The 14692-nt window shown below is 63.1% G+C and carries 16 protein-coding genes; 5 read left to right on the plus strand and 11 right to left on the minus strand.

Going from position 1 to position 14692, the window contains the following annotated elements:
• Positions 1-21: 21 nt before the first annotated feature.
• A complete protein-coding gene (locus C5L10_RS09570) occupies positions 22-879 on the minus strand; it encodes a protein-disulfide reductase DsbD domain-containing protein (RefSeq protein ID WP_245447962.1) in 858 nt (285 codons plus the stop codon).
• 162 nt (positions 880-1041) lie between these two features.
• On the opposite strand from C5L10_RS09570, the gene C5L10_RS09575 reads away from it, so the two are divergent.
• The 3 genes from C5L10_RS09575 (at position 1042) to C5L10_RS09585 (ending at position 3092) form a co-directional block, all read left to right on the plus strand.
• The gene (locus tag C5L10_RS09575; RefSeq protein WP_046664518.1) at positions 1042-1647 is read left to right on the plus strand and encodes a YqgE/AlgH family protein; all 606 of its coding nucleotides are present in this window, start codon (positions 1042-1044) and stop codon (positions 1645-1647) included.
• A 93-nt stretch (positions 1648-1740) separates the two neighbouring features.
• Positions 1741-1932 (plus strand): CsbD family protein, encoded by a 192-nt coding sequence (locus C5L10_RS09580; protein ID WP_046631166.1) that lies wholly within the window; start codon positions 1741-1743, stop codon positions 1930-1932.
• Between the two features lie 92 nt (positions 1933-2024).
• Positions 2025-3092 carry a putative zinc-binding metallopeptidase gene (locus C5L10_RS09585; RefSeq protein ID WP_105429442.1) on the plus strand — a complete coding sequence of 356 codons (1068 nt, stop codon included), beginning with the start codon at positions 2025-2027 and terminating at the stop codon, positions 3090-3092.
• A gap of 243 nt (positions 3093-3335) precedes the next feature.
• Here the strand turns inward: C5L10_RS09585 and C5L10_RS09590 are convergent, their stop codons facing one another.
• From C5L10_RS09590 to C5L10_RS09615, 6 genes are all read right to left on the minus strand, one after another.
• On the minus strand, positions 3336-4490 hold the full coding sequence (locus tag C5L10_RS09590; protein WP_105429443.1) for an acyl-CoA dehydrogenase family protein: 1155 nt from the start codon (positions 4488-4490) through the stop codon (positions 3336-3338).
• Between the two features lie 222 nt (positions 4491-4712).
• Entirely contained in the window at positions 4713-5147 is a 435-nt protein-coding gene (locus C5L10_RS09595; RefSeq protein ID WP_105429444.1) for a DUF1801 domain-containing protein, read from the minus strand.
• 21 nt (positions 5148-5168) lie between these two features.
• Positions 5169-5636, minus strand: coding sequence for a DUF1801 domain-containing protein (locus C5L10_RS09600; RefSeq protein ID WP_105429445.1), 468 nt, complete (start codon positions 5634-5636; stop codon positions 5169-5171).
• An 11-nt stretch (positions 5637-5647) separates the two neighbouring features.
• Positions 5648-5863 carry a hypothetical protein gene (locus C5L10_RS09605; RefSeq protein ID WP_105429446.1) on the minus strand — a complete coding sequence of 72 codons (216 nt, stop codon included), beginning with the start codon at positions 5861-5863 and terminating at the stop codon, positions 5648-5650.
• A 72-nt stretch (positions 5864-5935) separates the two neighbouring features.
• Positions 5936-6367 (minus strand): SRPBCC domain-containing protein, encoded by a 432-nt coding sequence (locus C5L10_RS09610; protein ID WP_105429447.1) that lies wholly within the window; start codon positions 6365-6367, stop codon positions 5936-5938.
• Positions 6364-6687, minus strand: coding sequence for a helix-turn-helix transcriptional regulator (locus tag C5L10_RS09615; RefSeq protein WP_046631613.1), 324 nt, complete (start codon positions 6685-6687; stop codon positions 6364-6366). Before C5L10_RS09615 ends, C5L10_RS09610 begins: the two co-directional genes overlap by 4 nt.
• A 294-nt stretch (positions 6688-6981) precedes the next feature.
• Between C5L10_RS09615 and C5L10_RS09620 the strand changes: the two genes are divergently transcribed.
• A complete protein-coding gene (locus tag C5L10_RS09620) occupies positions 6982-7686 on the plus strand; it encodes a helix-turn-helix domain-containing protein (protein WP_046631178.1) in 705 nt (234 codons plus the stop codon).
• A 6-nt stretch (positions 7687-7692) separates the two neighbouring features.
• Here C5L10_RS09620 and C5L10_RS09625 read toward each other — a convergent pair whose 3' ends face one another.
• Genes C5L10_RS09625 through thrC form a run of 4 tightly spaced genes read right to left on the minus strand, consistent with a single transcriptional unit; the run spans position 7693 to position 13979 of the window.
• Positions 7693-10605 (minus strand): EAL domain-containing protein, encoded by a 2913-nt coding sequence (locus tag C5L10_RS09625; RefSeq protein ID WP_105429448.1) that lies wholly within the window; start codon positions 10603-10605, stop codon positions 7693-7695.
• Positions 10602-11213 carry a GNAT family N-acetyltransferase gene (locus tag C5L10_RS09630; RefSeq protein ID WP_046607106.1) on the minus strand — a complete coding sequence of 204 codons (612 nt, stop codon included), beginning with the start codon at positions 11211-11213 and terminating at the stop codon, positions 10602-10604. The genes C5L10_RS09625 and C5L10_RS09630 overlap by 4 nt, the downstream gene beginning before the upstream one ends.
• Before the next feature lie 30 nt (positions 11214-11243).
• Positions 11244-12542: a pitrilysin family protein gene (locus C5L10_RS09635; protein ID WP_046664510.1), complete on the minus strand. Its 1299-nt coding sequence runs from the start codon at positions 12540-12542 to the stop codon at positions 11244-11246.
• A gap of 33 nt (positions 12543-12575) precedes the next feature.
• Positions 12576-13979 carry a threonine synthase gene (gene thrC / locus C5L10_RS09640; RefSeq protein WP_205837036.1) on the minus strand — a complete coding sequence of 468 codons (1404 nt, stop codon included), beginning with the start codon at positions 13977-13979 and terminating at the stop codon, positions 12576-12578.
• Positions 13980-14105: 126 nt separating this feature from the next.
• On the opposite strand from thrC, the gene C5L10_RS09645 reads away from it, so the two are divergent.
• On the plus strand, positions 14106-14675 hold the full coding sequence (locus C5L10_RS09645) for a PilZ domain-containing protein (RefSeq protein WP_105429498.1): 570 nt from the start codon (positions 14106-14108) through the stop codon (positions 14673-14675).
• The last annotated feature ends 17 nt before the right edge of the window (positions 14676-14692 follow it).

Consider the following 14692-nt stretch of genomic DNA (forward strand, 5'->3'; position numbering starts at 1 on the left):
TCCGATCAACAGGACGTGACGTCACTCGAAGGCGAGCGAGGTTTCCATGGCGCGGTTGCCGGCGATCACCAGGATGCCCCAGCGCTTGCCCTTGATGTCGTAATTCTTCGGCAATTTGCCGACCGGCATGTCGAGCGCGTAAGCGTCGCCGTCGCGCCGGCCGTTGACGCCGTCGAAGAGCACGTGGCCCTGCGGACCGGTGACGATCACCTGCGGCGGTGCCGAGGCCTCGGGTGGCAATTTCAGCTTCAGGGCCAGCTTGTCGCGCCCCTGCGTCATCGCGTAGTAGGTGACGGCGAAATCGTCTGAAGGCGGTTCCGGGAGTTTCGAGGCCGCGGCGTTGAGGATCATCGCCTCTTCGACGGGCGTGCCCTTGTTGGCACCGAGCTGCAGCGAGAATTCCGCCTGGAACGGAATGCAGATATTGCGGCATAGGCCGACGAAGGCGGAAGCGCCGAGGTTCAGCGGCTTGCCGGGATCCTCCATCTTCAGCTCGAAGGGCAGGGTGACCGCATGGTCGTAGCCAATATCGCGCAGCTTGCCGTTGTCGATCCGCTTCGGCACGGGATAGCTCATGCTGTTGAGCGTCACGCCGCTTGCCTTGGAAAACACCATCTGCGGCGGAATGCCTGCATCGCCCGGCTCCTTCCAATAGGTGATCCAGCCGGCCTTCGGTTCGATCTGCAGCGCGCCGCGCACCGTGCCGTCGGGCTCGGGCGGCATCGCCACCACCCGCATCCGGCCGCCCTCGTTGCTCGCCCAAGGCGTGGTCTCGGCGCAGCTCATCGTGGCAATGCCCAGGACTGCGCCTGCAGTGATGCAGGCGGCGAGCGCTACGGGCGCGCGGGACGGAATGCTGCTCGGCAAAATTCTCTTCATCGACCAAGCGTTTATCCGATTGGCCTTGCCCGAACCAGTCACGAGCCCACGCAAACTGATCATTTTCGGTTGATTGATCCGGACGACTGCCCCATCTTGATGGAATTGCAATTGACGCTCTCCTGCCCGTTTGGCCGGGCCGGAAGGCAGGCTGGAGGCATCATGTCTTTCTCGACCCTTGGGGACAAGAGCGAACGGGGCTTCCTGGACGGGCAGTTCCTGATTGCCATGCCGGGCATGCAGGACAGCAATTTCACGCGCGCCGTCGTTTATATCTGCGCCCATTCGCCGGCTGGCGCGATGGGCTTCATCATCAACCGCGCGCAGCAGATTTCGTTCACGGACGTTCTCCTCCACCTGAAGATCATGGATCAGGCCGATGCGATCATGCTGCCGGCGCAGACCCGTGATCTGCCGATCCTTTCCGGCGGTCCGGTCGAGACAGGCCGCGGTTTCGTGCTGCATTCAGACGATTTCGTCAGCGAGTCCTCCATTCCGGTGAGTGACGACATCTCGCTCACCGCCACGCTGGATATCATCCGCGCCATCTGCGACGGGCGGGGACCGGCGCGTGCCACGATGCTGCTCGGTTACGCCGGCTGGGGCGCCGGCCAGCTGGAACTCGAGATCGCCAACAACGGCTGGCTGAACTGCCCTGCCAGCGACGCGCTGGTCTTCGACCGCGCGCTGGAAGGCAAATACGAACGCGCCCTGGCGCTTCTCGGCGTCAGCCCGGAAATGCTCTCCAGCGAAGCCGGCCACGCCTGATCGTCCAATTTTAAAAGATTTCCGGAACGAAGCCTGCAGCCCGGAGTTCTTTTCCCAGCAGGACGATAGGCGTCCTCACCGAGGAGAAGCACTATGGGCAGCACCAGCGACAAGATGGCCGGCAAGGCCAACGAAATGACCGGCAAGGTCAAGCAGGCGGCCGGCGACATGACCGACAATCCCAAGCTCAAGGCAAAGGGTGCGGGCCAGGAAGCCAAGGGCCATGCGCAGCAGGCCAAGGGCAAGGTCAAGGATGCGGCGAAGGGTGTTGTCGACCGCATGTAACAGTTACTCTACAAGCTTAGAATGCGAACCTGTTCCGGCTCCGGCCGGAGCAGGTTTTCTGTATCCGCCCATTTGAAACCGACGGACGTTCCATGCGCCTCTACGACTGCGATCATTGCGGCCAGACCATCCATTTCGACAATCGCTCCTGCGTCAACTGCGGGCACCGGCTGGCCTTCGTCCCGGAGCATCTGGCCATGCATGCGCTTGCGCAGGATGAAGGGGAGGGAACATGGCATCTCGTCGCCCGGCCGGATTATAAGGTGCGCCACTGCGCCAATGCCGCGATGGACATCTGCAACTGGACGGTCAGTGCCGACGATCCGCATCCGTTCTGCCCTGCCTGCCGGCATAACCGGCTGGTTCCGGACGCCTCGACCGAGGTCGGCCTCAGCCAATGGCGTCGCATCAGCCAGGCGCAGCGGCATCTCTTCTACTCGCTGATGCGCTGGAACCTGCCGCACACCAATCGCGACGAGGATCCGCAGGGCGGCCTGGTTTTCGATTTCCTGATCGACGAGATTCAGCCGGACGGCACCATCGTGCCGGCCATGACCGGCCACGAGGATGGCCTGATCGCAATCCGCGCCGCCGAGGCCGACGATGCGACCCGCGAGCAGGTGCGCGTCTCGATGAACGAGCCCTACCGCACCATGCTCGGGCATTTTCGCCATGAAACAGGTCATTACATCTGGGACAAGCTGGTGCGCGACGGCGGCAGGCTCGAGGAATTCCGCGCCATCTTCGGCGACGAGACGATCGATTACGGCGCGGCGCTGCAGAGAAACTACGAACAGGGCCCGCCGCCCGGCTGGCAGGATTTCTACATCAGCACCTATGCCAGCACCCATCCTTGGGAAGATTTCGCCGAGTGCTTCGCCCACTACCTGCATATCGTCGATACGCTGGAGACAGCCCGGGCCTATGGCATGGTGATCGAACCGCGCGGCCACGCGGAAATGGCGGCGGAAGTGGCTTTCAATCCTTATGCGGCGCGTGATGCGGAACAGCTCGTCTCAGCCTGGGTGCCGTTCAGCATGGCGCTCAACAGCATCCACCGCTCGATGGGCCAGCCGGATCTCTATCCCTTCGTCCTGTCGCAGGCCGTCATGGTCAAGCTGGAATATATTCACCGGCTCATCCAGGCGCAGAGGGGATAGCCCCACCTCAAAAAGAAAACCCGCCTTTCGGTGGATCGAAAGGCGGGAGGTAGTTTATGGGGCGCATTCAGAGACCCCTGGGAATTAGGGGGCAAGATCACGATTTCGTCAACTCCAAAACATGCATTATCATATTTTAACAGGCACCACTTTACGTTGAACTTGCCCTTTTTATCGTGCATTCCTGAGTAAAAATGCAGCCTATGCTGGTTTTTCGACCTCGCCACCTCAAGCTGCTGGTTCTCAAAACGTCCTGAGCGTATCGAGACCGAGGGCGATGCGGCCGGAAAACTCCTGCTGCGGTCCTGTCCTCATGGGATGATAACGGGCGCCCTGAATATCGCGGAACCGGCGTTCGAGGCCCTTGTCCCGGTAGAAGGCTGCACCGCCCGCCGTCTCCATGGCAAGTTCCGTCGCGGCGATCGCGTGGCGGGCGACCAGCGAGCGGCCGATCATGATCTCGTTGGTCGTGGCCGGCGAAGGTTCGCCGCGCTCGGCCGCGGCAATCATGGCGGCATGGGCGTATTGTGCGGCCCTGAGTTCGGTCTCCATCCGCCCGGCAAGCTCGATCACATGGGCATCCGGCTCCTTCCGCTTCGCCATCTCGAGCGCAATATCGCGCGCACTTTCCGCAACGCCGAGATAGGCGGAATAAATCAGCGGGAAGGCGATCATCGAGATGATGTGGAATAGCATGTGCCATTCGCCCTGGTTGCGCTTCAGAGCGACCGCCTCTTCCGGCACCACATGGCCCTCGATCATCACGTCGTTCGAGCCCGTGCCGCGCATCCCCATCACCTTCCAGGTGTCGAGAACTTTGACATGCGGCGATTTCATCGGCAGGCCAAAATGCAGGACCTTTGGTCCATCCGGTTCGTCGAGCACCGCGCCGGTCATCAGGATGTCGCCGATCGGCGAGCCGGAGGTGAAGATCTTGCGTGCCGTGATCCGGTAGCCGCCGTCGACCTTCTGTGCCTTGCCCGATCCTTCGATCCAGTCCGAGCCGCCGCTCGATAGCAGGATGACCCGCTCCGCCGCCACGCGTTTGAGAAGCGGCATCACCGGTGCCGCCTTCTGACGCGTCCAGCGCCAGGCGGGGATCGCCACCTGATGCGTGTGCATCGAAAAGGCGAGCGCCGTCGAGCCGCAATGGTGCGCGAGCTCCCGGATCATGTCGCAGAGTTCACGCACCTCAGCGCCGCCGCCGCCGAGATCGGCGGGGACGCCGACCTCGACCAGGCCGGAATGGCGCAGGTCGCGATAATTGTCGGCGACGAAGGCATCGCCGTCATCGGCCTCCGCGGCACGTGCGGCAAAGACCGGCCCGAGCGATCTGGCAATGCCGACCGCATTCGAATGGACCGTGTGGGCGGGTTTGAATTCGGTTGCTGCTGTCATGTTTTTTCTCCTCCCATGTGTCGAGAATGGGCGGAGTGTTGGCCGCTCAGCGAGCAGCCGCAAGTACAGGAAATGGACTAGACCCTGCCGCACGTTGATCGCCGACACTGCGGCGCCGAGAATGATCGGGGCAAATCCGGTAACTCGGAGCCCTTGTCAGGGCATCCGGAACGCGGATCGATCCGCGCCGTTTCGCGATGCTTTTCAGGCGCTTTTCGGCTTCTACTGTGAGCGGGCGGGGCGAGCGGCATTCAGCGCCGCGGCAGCGCGAATGAGTGCCTTCAGCGCCTCCTCATCGATCTTGTCGCCCTCGTGAAAATCGATGGCACGCCGCGTATTTCCGTCGAGGCTGGAGTTGAAGAGGCCGGACGGATCCTCCAGCGAAGCCCCTTTGGCAAAGGTCAGTTTCACGGCTGCTTTGTAGGTCTCGCCGGTGCAGATGATCCCGTCGCGCTCCCAGACCGGGACCCCTCGCCACTTCCATTCCTCGACCACGTCGGGCTCTGCTTGCTTGATCAGGAACCGGACGCGGGCGAGCGTCTCGCCCCGCCAGTCGCCAAGCTCGCGAATCCTCGCATCGATCGACTGCGCCGGAGAGGGGTCTTTGTCCGCCGGAATGCTGTTCATGATTTCCATGGTTGCCGTCGCTTTCTTTATGCTGTCGCCGTTCGCCTGTCGCTACATCCGTTCGCCGGGCAATTGGCTGGCCTGTTTCACCCAATCGGCGAGCTTTGTTTCGTCGAACCCGTCTCCCTCATGGATATGAAAGTAGCGCGTCTGCGGGGTTTTGGACGTGCCGGGAGGGACGGGATTGAGCGAGGTGCCGCGGAAGAAGGCCAGCTTGATGTAGTTCGTGAAGCAATGGACGCTGAGGAACCAGCCGTCGCCCTCGATGCCGTAGAGCGGCGAGTTCCATTTGACCGCCTTGTAGACGTCGGGGACGGTGCGGGTGACGAGTGCGTCGAGGCGGCGCCCGACATCGCTTTTCCAGCCCGGCATGGCCGCGATATAGGCCTGCACGGGTGCGTCGCCGTAACCCTTGGCGATCTGCGGGTTGCCGCCCGAAAGAAGAGCCGGCTCCGCAGCGACGCGGCTGGCGGGTGCCGGCTTGGCAGCCCCGGATTTCCTGGGTGTCTCTCCAACCATTCTGTTCACTCCTATCCGCTGGCGCGTTGCCCGCTACGACGGGCGTATGGCAACGCGAACAGATAAAGACCGCTCAACATTAGCAGGAACAGGGGGACGAGGGGAGAGTAGACGACCCACAAGGGCGGCTCTCCGATGCCCATGGCGACGAAGTTCGCAATGACCGTCGCAGTAAAGACGATCGACAGCCAGCGGTGGACCTGCCGAGTTAACGTGTTCCAGCTCAACGATAATACCTCCCCTGAAAACGACGGCAGTGCCGCCCTGTAAAAATTCCGGCCTCGGCCTCTCGCAAGGCGTCAGTCGATCCTCGCCAGAACCGTCTCCAGCGCGCCGACGAAACCCTGCCATCCGTGGCGGGCGCCGTTATAGGCGAGCGTCTGGTCCGGCCGGAAGCCCGACTGCTCCATGCGCAAATGGGTTCCGGTACTGGTCGGGGTGAGCGTCAGGGTCACCACGCTTCTCAGATCGTAGGCCGCATCCTCATGCGCATGGTCCCAGGTGTAGGAAAGCTCCCTGTGAAGCTCCACGGCCAGCACTTCGCAGTCCAGGACGCCGCCCCACTCGCCGCGAAGCTTGAAACGGTGACCCACGACCGGCTGGAAATCGTTCTTCATCAGCCATTCCTCGATCAGGTGCTGTTGCGTGAGTGCCCGCCAGACCTTTTCCGCCGGGTGCGCAATCTCCCGCTCGACCACGACGGTGCGTGTTTGGGTCGAAGTATCGTTCATTGGTCCATCCTTTTGAGCAGGTCTTCGAGGCGGTCGAAGCGGTTTTGCCAGAACCCGGCCATCTGGCTCGTCCAGTCGACCAGAGGGGCGAGTGCGCCGAGCTGGGCGCTGTAATGCGTCTGGCGGCCCTCGTGGCGGTCGCGCACCAGCCCGGCCCGCTTCAACACGCCGAGATGTTTCGAGACGACCGGCTGAGAAACCCCGGCCTGCGCCGTCAGGACCCCGACCGTCCTCTCGCCTTCGCGGCACAGCCGCTCGAATATGGCTCGCCGCGTCGGGTCGGCGAGCGTTCGGAAGAGCACATCGTGGGCGTTTGACACTGGATTCATACCTCGTTGGCTATGGATTAACGTATAGCTGTGTGGCTATGGATGAGTCAAGTGAGAATGAGGCGATAATGCTGTGGAGCCTCGCTGCAATGACCACGGATGGATTTGTCATGCCTTGGCGGCTATGGATCGTGTCTGGCGTGCGGCACACACAGGGATGGATGAGATGTTTTCAAATCCGTCAATCCGGAGCCGCTCCGCTATCAGGCCAATAGTACATAAAGCGGACTTGGTCGGTTTCCGGAACGGGATTACTCTGCCGCGGGGCATGTCGAGGAGGTGGCGATGTTGGAAGTGACCGCGAGCTACGGCCAGTTCTGTCCGGTGGCGATGGCGGCGGAGATTTTCTGCACCCGCTGGACGCCGCTCGTCCTCCGCGAACTTCTGTGCGGCAGCTGCCGTTTCAACGACCTCCGGCGCGGCGTGCCACGCATGTCGCCGACCCTGCTTTCGAAACGGCTGAAGGAACTGGTCCAGGCGGGCATCGTCGAAAACCGCAAGGCGGCCGATGGGGTGATGGAATATCACCTGACGCCGGCCGGCGAGGATCTGCGCGAGGTGGTCATGACCCTCGGCTTCTGGGGCCAGCATTGGGTCGAGACCCAGCATTCGCTTCAGAAACTCGATCCGTCGCTGCTGATGTGGGACATGCGCCGCCACCTCGATCCGACCCCGATGCCTCCGCGGCGTTGCACGGTCCTCTTTCTCTTTCCGGAGCGGCCGGCGGGCCAGCAGCGCTACTGGCTGGTCGTCGACGGCCGCGATGTCGATGTCTGCTCGACCGACCCCGGCTTCGAGATCGACCTCTACGTGACCAGTTCGCTCCGGACGATGACCGCCATCTGGATGGGCATTGCGACGGTGCGGGCCGAAATGGCGCAGGGAAGGCTGGAGCTGGACGGCGATCCGGAAATGGCGAGCTCGATGCAGCAATGGCTGGGTCTCAGCCCCTTCGCCCGCGAGCGTCCGAGAGCGGGCAAGGCCGCTTGAGAAAGCCTACGCCCGCTTGGTCAGCGGGAAGCGCTCTTTCAGAAGACGGAGCACGGCGTCTGCCGGGGCAGGCGGGCCGAACAGATAGCTCTGGCCGAAATGGCAGCCCATCTTGGCAAGTTCCGCCGCATCCTCGTCGGTCTCGACGCCCTCCGCCACCACGGTCATTTCCAGCGCCCGGGCCATGGCGATCACGGAACGCAGCAGCACAGCGCGCTTTTCCGTAGCGTTGCGGACCAGCGCCTTGTCGAGCTTGATCGTGTCGAACGGGAACTGCGTAAGGTAGGCGAGCGACGAATAGCCGGTGCCGAAATCGTCGAGCGCCAGGCTGAGGCCGGTTTGCTTGAGTTTGCCGAGCACCAGCCGCGCCTGTTCCGGGTTCTCCATCATCAGCGATTCGGTGAGTTCGAGCTTCAGCTGGCCCGGATTGACCTGGGTCTTCTGCAATAGCGCGCGCACGTCGTTATACAGATCGGCGTTGAGAAGCTGCGCGCTCGACAGGTTGACCGACACGAACACCGGCAGGTCGCCTGTCTGCTGCTGCCAGACCATCAGGTCCGAGGCGGCCCGGTCGATGGCGAACAGGCCGAGCGGGCCGATCAGGTCCGACATTTCGGCAATCGGAATGAACTCCGACGGAGGGATGCTGCCGCGCTTGGGATGATCCCAGCGCATCAGCGCCTCGAAACCGGCAATCTCGCCATCCTTCAGGCTGATGATCGGCTGATAGGCGAGGAAAAGTTCCTTGCGTTCGACCGCGCGGCGAAGATCGGTCTCGATCTGCAGCTTGTCGGCGCCGGCGGCCCGGAAGGCCGGGCGGAAAGGCTCGACGCGGTTGCCGCCGGAGCGTTTCGCCCGGTACATGGCAAGTTCCGCGTCGGCCAGCATGCCGGAGGCGCTTTCCTGCTGGTCGACCCACGAGGAGAGGCCGATCGAGGCGGTCAGGATGATTTCGCGGTTGGCGAAGTTGATCGGCACCATGATCGCCTTGGAGACCGCATCGGCAAAATCCGCCACTTTGGCCGGGTCGCGCTCGGAGACGAGGATCAGTCCGAACTGGTCGCCGGCAAGCCGCGCCAGCGTGTCCTGCGGCTTCAGCAGCCGGCGCAGGCGGCGGGTCAGCGCGATCAGGATGTTGTCGCCGGCCGCGATGCCGAGACTATCGTTGACCTGCTTGTAGCGGTCGATGTCGATCGCCATGACGGTCGGCCGCACGGTGTCGCCGGCCGGCGCCAGCGTCAGCACCGATTGCAGCCGGTCGAGGAAGACCTGGCGGTTCGGCAGGCCGGTCAGGTTGTCGTGCAATGCGTCCTGCAGCAGCCGTTCGACGGAATTTTTCTGCTCGGTCACATCGATGATCGTGCCGACGCAGCGGATGATTTCGCCGTTCGAGCCGAGCACCGGCCGGGCGCGAATCTGCAGCCAGTGGAAATGCCCGTCCTCGGCGCGGATGCGGAATTCGTGGTTCAGGCGGCCGCGGCGGTGTTCGAGCAGCACGTCCAGCGTCGCACGAAAACGGTCGCGGTCGTCGGGATGCAGCCGCGGCACCCAGTTGCGCACAGGCCCGTGCATGGCGCCGGCATCGAGCCCGAGGCGGGTCGAGATGTCGGGCGTGGTGACGACGCGATCGCGGGCCACGTCCCAATCCCAGACGGTGTCGCCGCTGCCGGTCAGCGCCAGCGATTGCCGTTCGAGGTCGGAGAACAGGCCCTGCTGGTAGGCGCCGCCGGCAAAGGCGTGCTGCATGACCGTGAAGCCGATGAGAAGCACGATCAGGACCAGACCGCCACCAAGGGCCGGCTGGATGATGTCGTTGTCGAGCTTGCCGGTCACCGTCAGCCAGCCGGCGAAAAGCCAGACCAGGATCAGCGCCCAGGTCGGCACCAGCAGGATCGCGCGATCGTAGCGGTTGAAGCCGAGATAGATGATCAGCAGGATGCCGACGGTGCCGGTCAGTGCGAACGAAAGGCGGGCGATGCCCGACGCGACCGAGGGATCGTAGATCGCCACGCCGCCGAGCAGCACCAGTCCGACCACCCAGGCAAGCGTCGCGTAACCAAGATGCACGTGCCAGCGGTTGAGGTTGAGGTAGGTGAACAGGAAGATGACGAGAGAAGACGCGAGCGCCACCTCCGCCGCCGCGCGCCACATGCGCTGGTCGCCCGACGTGACGGTGATCAGCTTGTCGAGGAAGCCGAAGTCGACGCAGATATAGGCGAGCACCGCCCAGGCAAGCGCTGCCGCCGCGGGCAGCATCGAGGTGCCCTTGACGACGAAGAGAATGGTCAGGAACACCGCCAGGAGGCCCGCAATTCCGAGCACGATGCCGCGATAGAGCGTGAACGAGTTGACCGTGTCCTTGTAGGCGTCCGGCTGCCAGAGATAGATCTGCGGCAGCGACGGCGTCGCGAGTTCCGCGACGAAGGTGATGGTCGAACCGGGGTTCAGGGTGATCCGGAAGACATCCGCATCCGGGCTCGTTATCCGGTCGAGCGCAAAACCTTCCGAAGGCGTGATCGAGATGATGCGCTGCGAGCCAAGGTCCGGCCAGAACATTTTCGAGTTGGCGAGCCGGAAATGCGGCGCGACGATCACCCGTTCGAGCTGTTCTTCCGAAACGTTGGAAAGTGCAAAGACCGCCCAGTCGCCCTGGTGGCCGGGAGAGCTGGCGCGCACCTCGATGCGGCGGCGGATGCCGTCCGCGCCGGCCGCGGTCGAAACCTGGAAGGCCTCGCCCTGGTTGACGTAGATATCCGTGGTTCTCGTCAGGTCGAGCGCCGTGTCGTCTCGCGAGATCTTGACCGGCTCCGCGGCGCGCGCGCCTGGCGCAGCCGTCAGGACAACGGCGGCGGCGAGGAGGGCGATGATTGCCGGAAAAAAGCGGATCAATGACGCAAGACGCAAGGCTGAGGCGTTCATGGCTTCAGCATCTTCCCGAACTCGCCGTCTTCCGGCAGGCGGGAAAACATCAGGTGGTCGCGCCATTCGCCATTGATTTTGAGATACTTGCGCAAAAGACCTTCCTGCTCGAAACCGGCCTTTTCGAGAAGCCGTACACTCTTCCAGTTCTCCGGAATACAGGCTGCCTCGATCCGGTGCAACTGAAGTCCGCCGTAGATATACGGGATAGCCACCTTCAATGCGGCCAACATGTGGCCTTGGCCGGAATGTTTCTCGCCCATCCAGTATCCGACCATGCAGCTCTGCGCCGCACCCCGCCGGATATAGCCGATGGTCAGGCCGCCGAGCAGAACCTGGTCGTCGCGGCGGAAGAGAAGCAGCGGCACGGCAAGGCCCGAGGCATATTCCTGACCACTTCTGACGACGCGCAGGCGGAACGCCCCCTCGGTCAGCTCGTCCGGCCGCCAGATCGGCTCCCAGGGCTGCAGGAACGGCCGGCTTTCCGAGCGCAGCCGCTGCCACTGTTTGTAGTCGGAATAACGGGGAAGCCGGAGCAGGTGGTTTTCGCCATAAAGCTCTGGTGTGTCCGGCTGTCGCGACAGGAACCGAAACACCGATTTGGTCATGCTAGTGCTGCTCCGGGCAGGGCGGCCGGTTTAACCGGCAGCCTTCTTCGTCTGGATCCCCGGCGTGGAAAGCGCCGTGGAGATGTCGGTCAACGGCGCGAGCTGTTCGATCGGGCCGACCGCCGACAAGGTGGGAACTGTATCGAAAAACAGCCGCCCGGCAAGATCGGTGAGCCGCTCCGTGGTGATGCCTTCCAGTCGTTCCATCATTTCCGGGTTGGGGATGGGGCGACCATAAAGCATCATCTGGCGGGCGATCTGGCCGGCGCGCGCCGCCGGGCTTTCCTGGCCCATCAGCAACTGGGCCCGGATTTGGGCGCGGGCCCGGTCGATTTCCTGTTGGTGAATGGTTTCCGAAGACTTGCGCAGCTCATCGATGATGACGGGCACCAGCGTCGGCAACTCGTTGCCGCCGGTTGCCGCATGGATGCCGAAGATGCCGGTGTCGGAAAAACCCCAGTGGAAGGCATAGACCGAATAACACAGGCCGCGACGTTCGCGCACTTCCTGGAACAGGCGCGATGACATGCCGCCGCCGAGGATGTTGGCGAGGATCTGCGAGCAGTAGAAGTCGCGCATGTGATAGGCCTTGCCCTCGAAGCCGAGCAGCACCTGCGCGTCCATGAGGTCGCGGGTTTCACGCACGTCACCGCCGATGTAACGGGCAGCTTCCAGCACGGGCGGTGCGCTCGGGGTCATGGGCAGACGGGCAAAACGCTCTTCCACCTGCTTGACGAACGTCGTGTGATCCACGGCGCCGGCCGCGACCACGAACATCCGGTCGGTCGTGTAATTGCGCGAAAGATAGTTGCGGATCTGCCCGGGCGTGAAACCCTTGACGGTATCCGGCGTGCCGAGGATGGGCCGGCCGAGCGTCTGGCCCCGGTAGGCGACCTCGGAAAACTTGTCGAAAACGACATCGTCGGGCGTGTCGTTGGCAGCCCCGATCTCCTGGAGGATGACGTGCTTTTCGCGACGCAGTTCTTCCTCGTCGAACTCCGATTCCGTCAGGATGTCGGCAAGGATGTCGACCGCGAGCGGCACGTTGTCCCTGAGCACCCGGGCGTAATAGGAGGTGGTTTCGGTGGATGTTGCGGCGTTCAGTTCGCCGCCGACATTCTCGATCTCTTCGGCGATGTCACGGGCGCTACGGCGGGCGGTGCCCTTGAAGGCCATGTGCTCGAGGAGGTGGGCGATCCCATGTTCGTCCTCGGTCTCGTTACGCGATCCGGACTTGATCCAGACACCCAGCGCGACGCTCTCCAGATGCGGCATGGTTTCGGTGACGACCGTCAACCCGGAGGCGAGCCGGGTGATTTCTACATTCATGTTTACGTCTTTCCGGCGCCGCCGATACTTGTATTACTTAGCGCGGGCATGCTCGCCGATGAAAGTTTCGACGGCCTTAAGCTCAGGCTCCAAGATATCGAAGCGCTCCTCCCTTTGCATAAGATCAGCAAGCCATGATGGAAGCGCCGGATCAATTCCGCAAGCGGATTTTACCGAGGCCGGAAATTTGGCCGGGTGGGCGGTGGCCAGAGTGACCATCGGGCTTGCCGGTTTTGCGTTCTTTTTTGCGACGAAAACGCCGGTCGCCGTATGCGGATCGAGCAGGTATCCGGTCTCGGCAAGCGTCTCGCGGATCGTGTCGGCCACCTGCCGCTCCGTTGCCCGCCCGGCGCGGAATTCGCGGCGGATGGCCTTCAACGCGTCCGGCTTGATCTCGAAGCTGCCGGATTGCTTGAGGCCAGCCATCGCGGCGCGCACCGACGCGGTGTCGCGGCCATAGGCTTCGAACAGCAGCCGCTCGAAATTGGACGAGATCTGGATGTCCATCGACGGCGAGGTGGTCGCCTTGACGTCGCGCATCTCGTAGCGGCCGGTCTTCAGCGTCCGGGCGAGGATGTCGTTGTCGTTGGTGGCGATCACCAGCCGGTCGATCGGCAGGCCCATCTTCTTGGCCACATAACCCGCGAAGATATCGCCGAAATTGCCAGTCGGCACCGTGAAGGAGACTTTCCGGTCCGGCCCGCCGAGCGAGACGGCGGCCGTGAAATAATAGACCACTTGCGCCATGATGCGCGCCCAATTGATCGAGTTGACGCCCGAGAGCCTCACCCGGTCGCGGAAGGCGGCGTCGTTGAACATCTCCTTGACGATGTTCTGGCAGTCGTCGAAATTGCCCTTCAGCGCCAGCGCATGCACGTTGGCGGCACTGGAGGTCGTCATCTGCCGCTGCTGCACGGACGAGACCTTGCCATGCGGGAAGAGGATGAAGATGTCGGTGCGCTCGCGGCCCGCGAATGCGTCGATGGCCGCCCCGCCGGTATCCCCCGACGTCGCGCCGACGATCGTTGCGCGCTCGCCGCGCTCGGCCAGCACATAGTCCATCAGCCGGGCGAGCAGCTGCATCGCCACGTCCTTGAAAGCGAGCGTCGTGCCGTGGAAGAGCTCGAGCACGAAGTCGTTCGGCCCGGTCTGCACCAGCGGCACGACGGCCGGATGCCGGAACGTGGCATAGGCCTCGTCGATCATCGACTTCAACTTCCCCGCGGGAATTTCGTCACCGACGAAGTGCTTGAGGATCTCGAAGGCGACCTCCTGATAGGTCTTGCCGCGCAGCGCGCGGATCTCCTTTTTGGAGAGCGAAGGCCATTGACGTGGCACGTAAAGGCCGCCGTCGCGGGCAAGGCCCGCCATCAGCGCATCCCGGAATCCGAGCGGAGCGGCTTCGCCCCGGGTAGAAATATAGTCCACGACCATCAACCCCAATCGATTTTTATTCGCGCCGCTGATATAGACCAGGAAAATGGGCGGTGAAAGACCGGAAAGTGACGCTCCGGTTCGCCAGGTAAATGGCCCAGATATTGGGATGGAAGAGGGTTGAGTACGGTGTTTGCAAAGATTTCGCGTGGTCTTCTGGCGGTGTCGCTCGTGGCGGTTCTCGCAAGCTGCAATTCCTCGGCGCCGACAGAGGGGCTGACCCCGACCGCAACCGCCGCCCCCGCCGCTGAGGCAGCAACTCCCGTCGTGCAGGCATTCTGCCCGCCGGTCGTCATGCTGGAACAGACCGCCATTCACCGCGCCTATGCGCGCGGCGGTGAAAATAAGCCGGAAAAACTGCTCTACCAGGCCTCGCTCGCCGATGCGACACGCCAGTGCACCGCCAATGAGACGACGCTGACCATCAACGTCGTCGCGCAAGGACGTCTCGTCCAGGGCCCGGTCGGCGTCCCCGGTCAAATCACCCTTCCGATCCTCATCGAAGTGGTCGACGGCGACAGCGTTATCTATTCGCAGAAGGTGTCCTTCCCGGTCGACATGCCGGCCGGCGGCACCCAGTTCATCTTCAACAAGACGGATGTGCAGATCCCGAACGCGCAAGGCGGCGCCTCGCGCTTCACCCGCGTCCGCCTCGGCTACGACACCGGCCCGGCCAAGAAGCCGGCCCGCCGGAGCTGATAGAGAACCAACCGATC

Source organism: Neorhizobium sp. T6_25, assembly GCF_002968555.1.
GTDB lineage: Bacteria > Pseudomonadota > Alphaproteobacteria > Rhizobiales > Rhizobiaceae > Neorhizobium.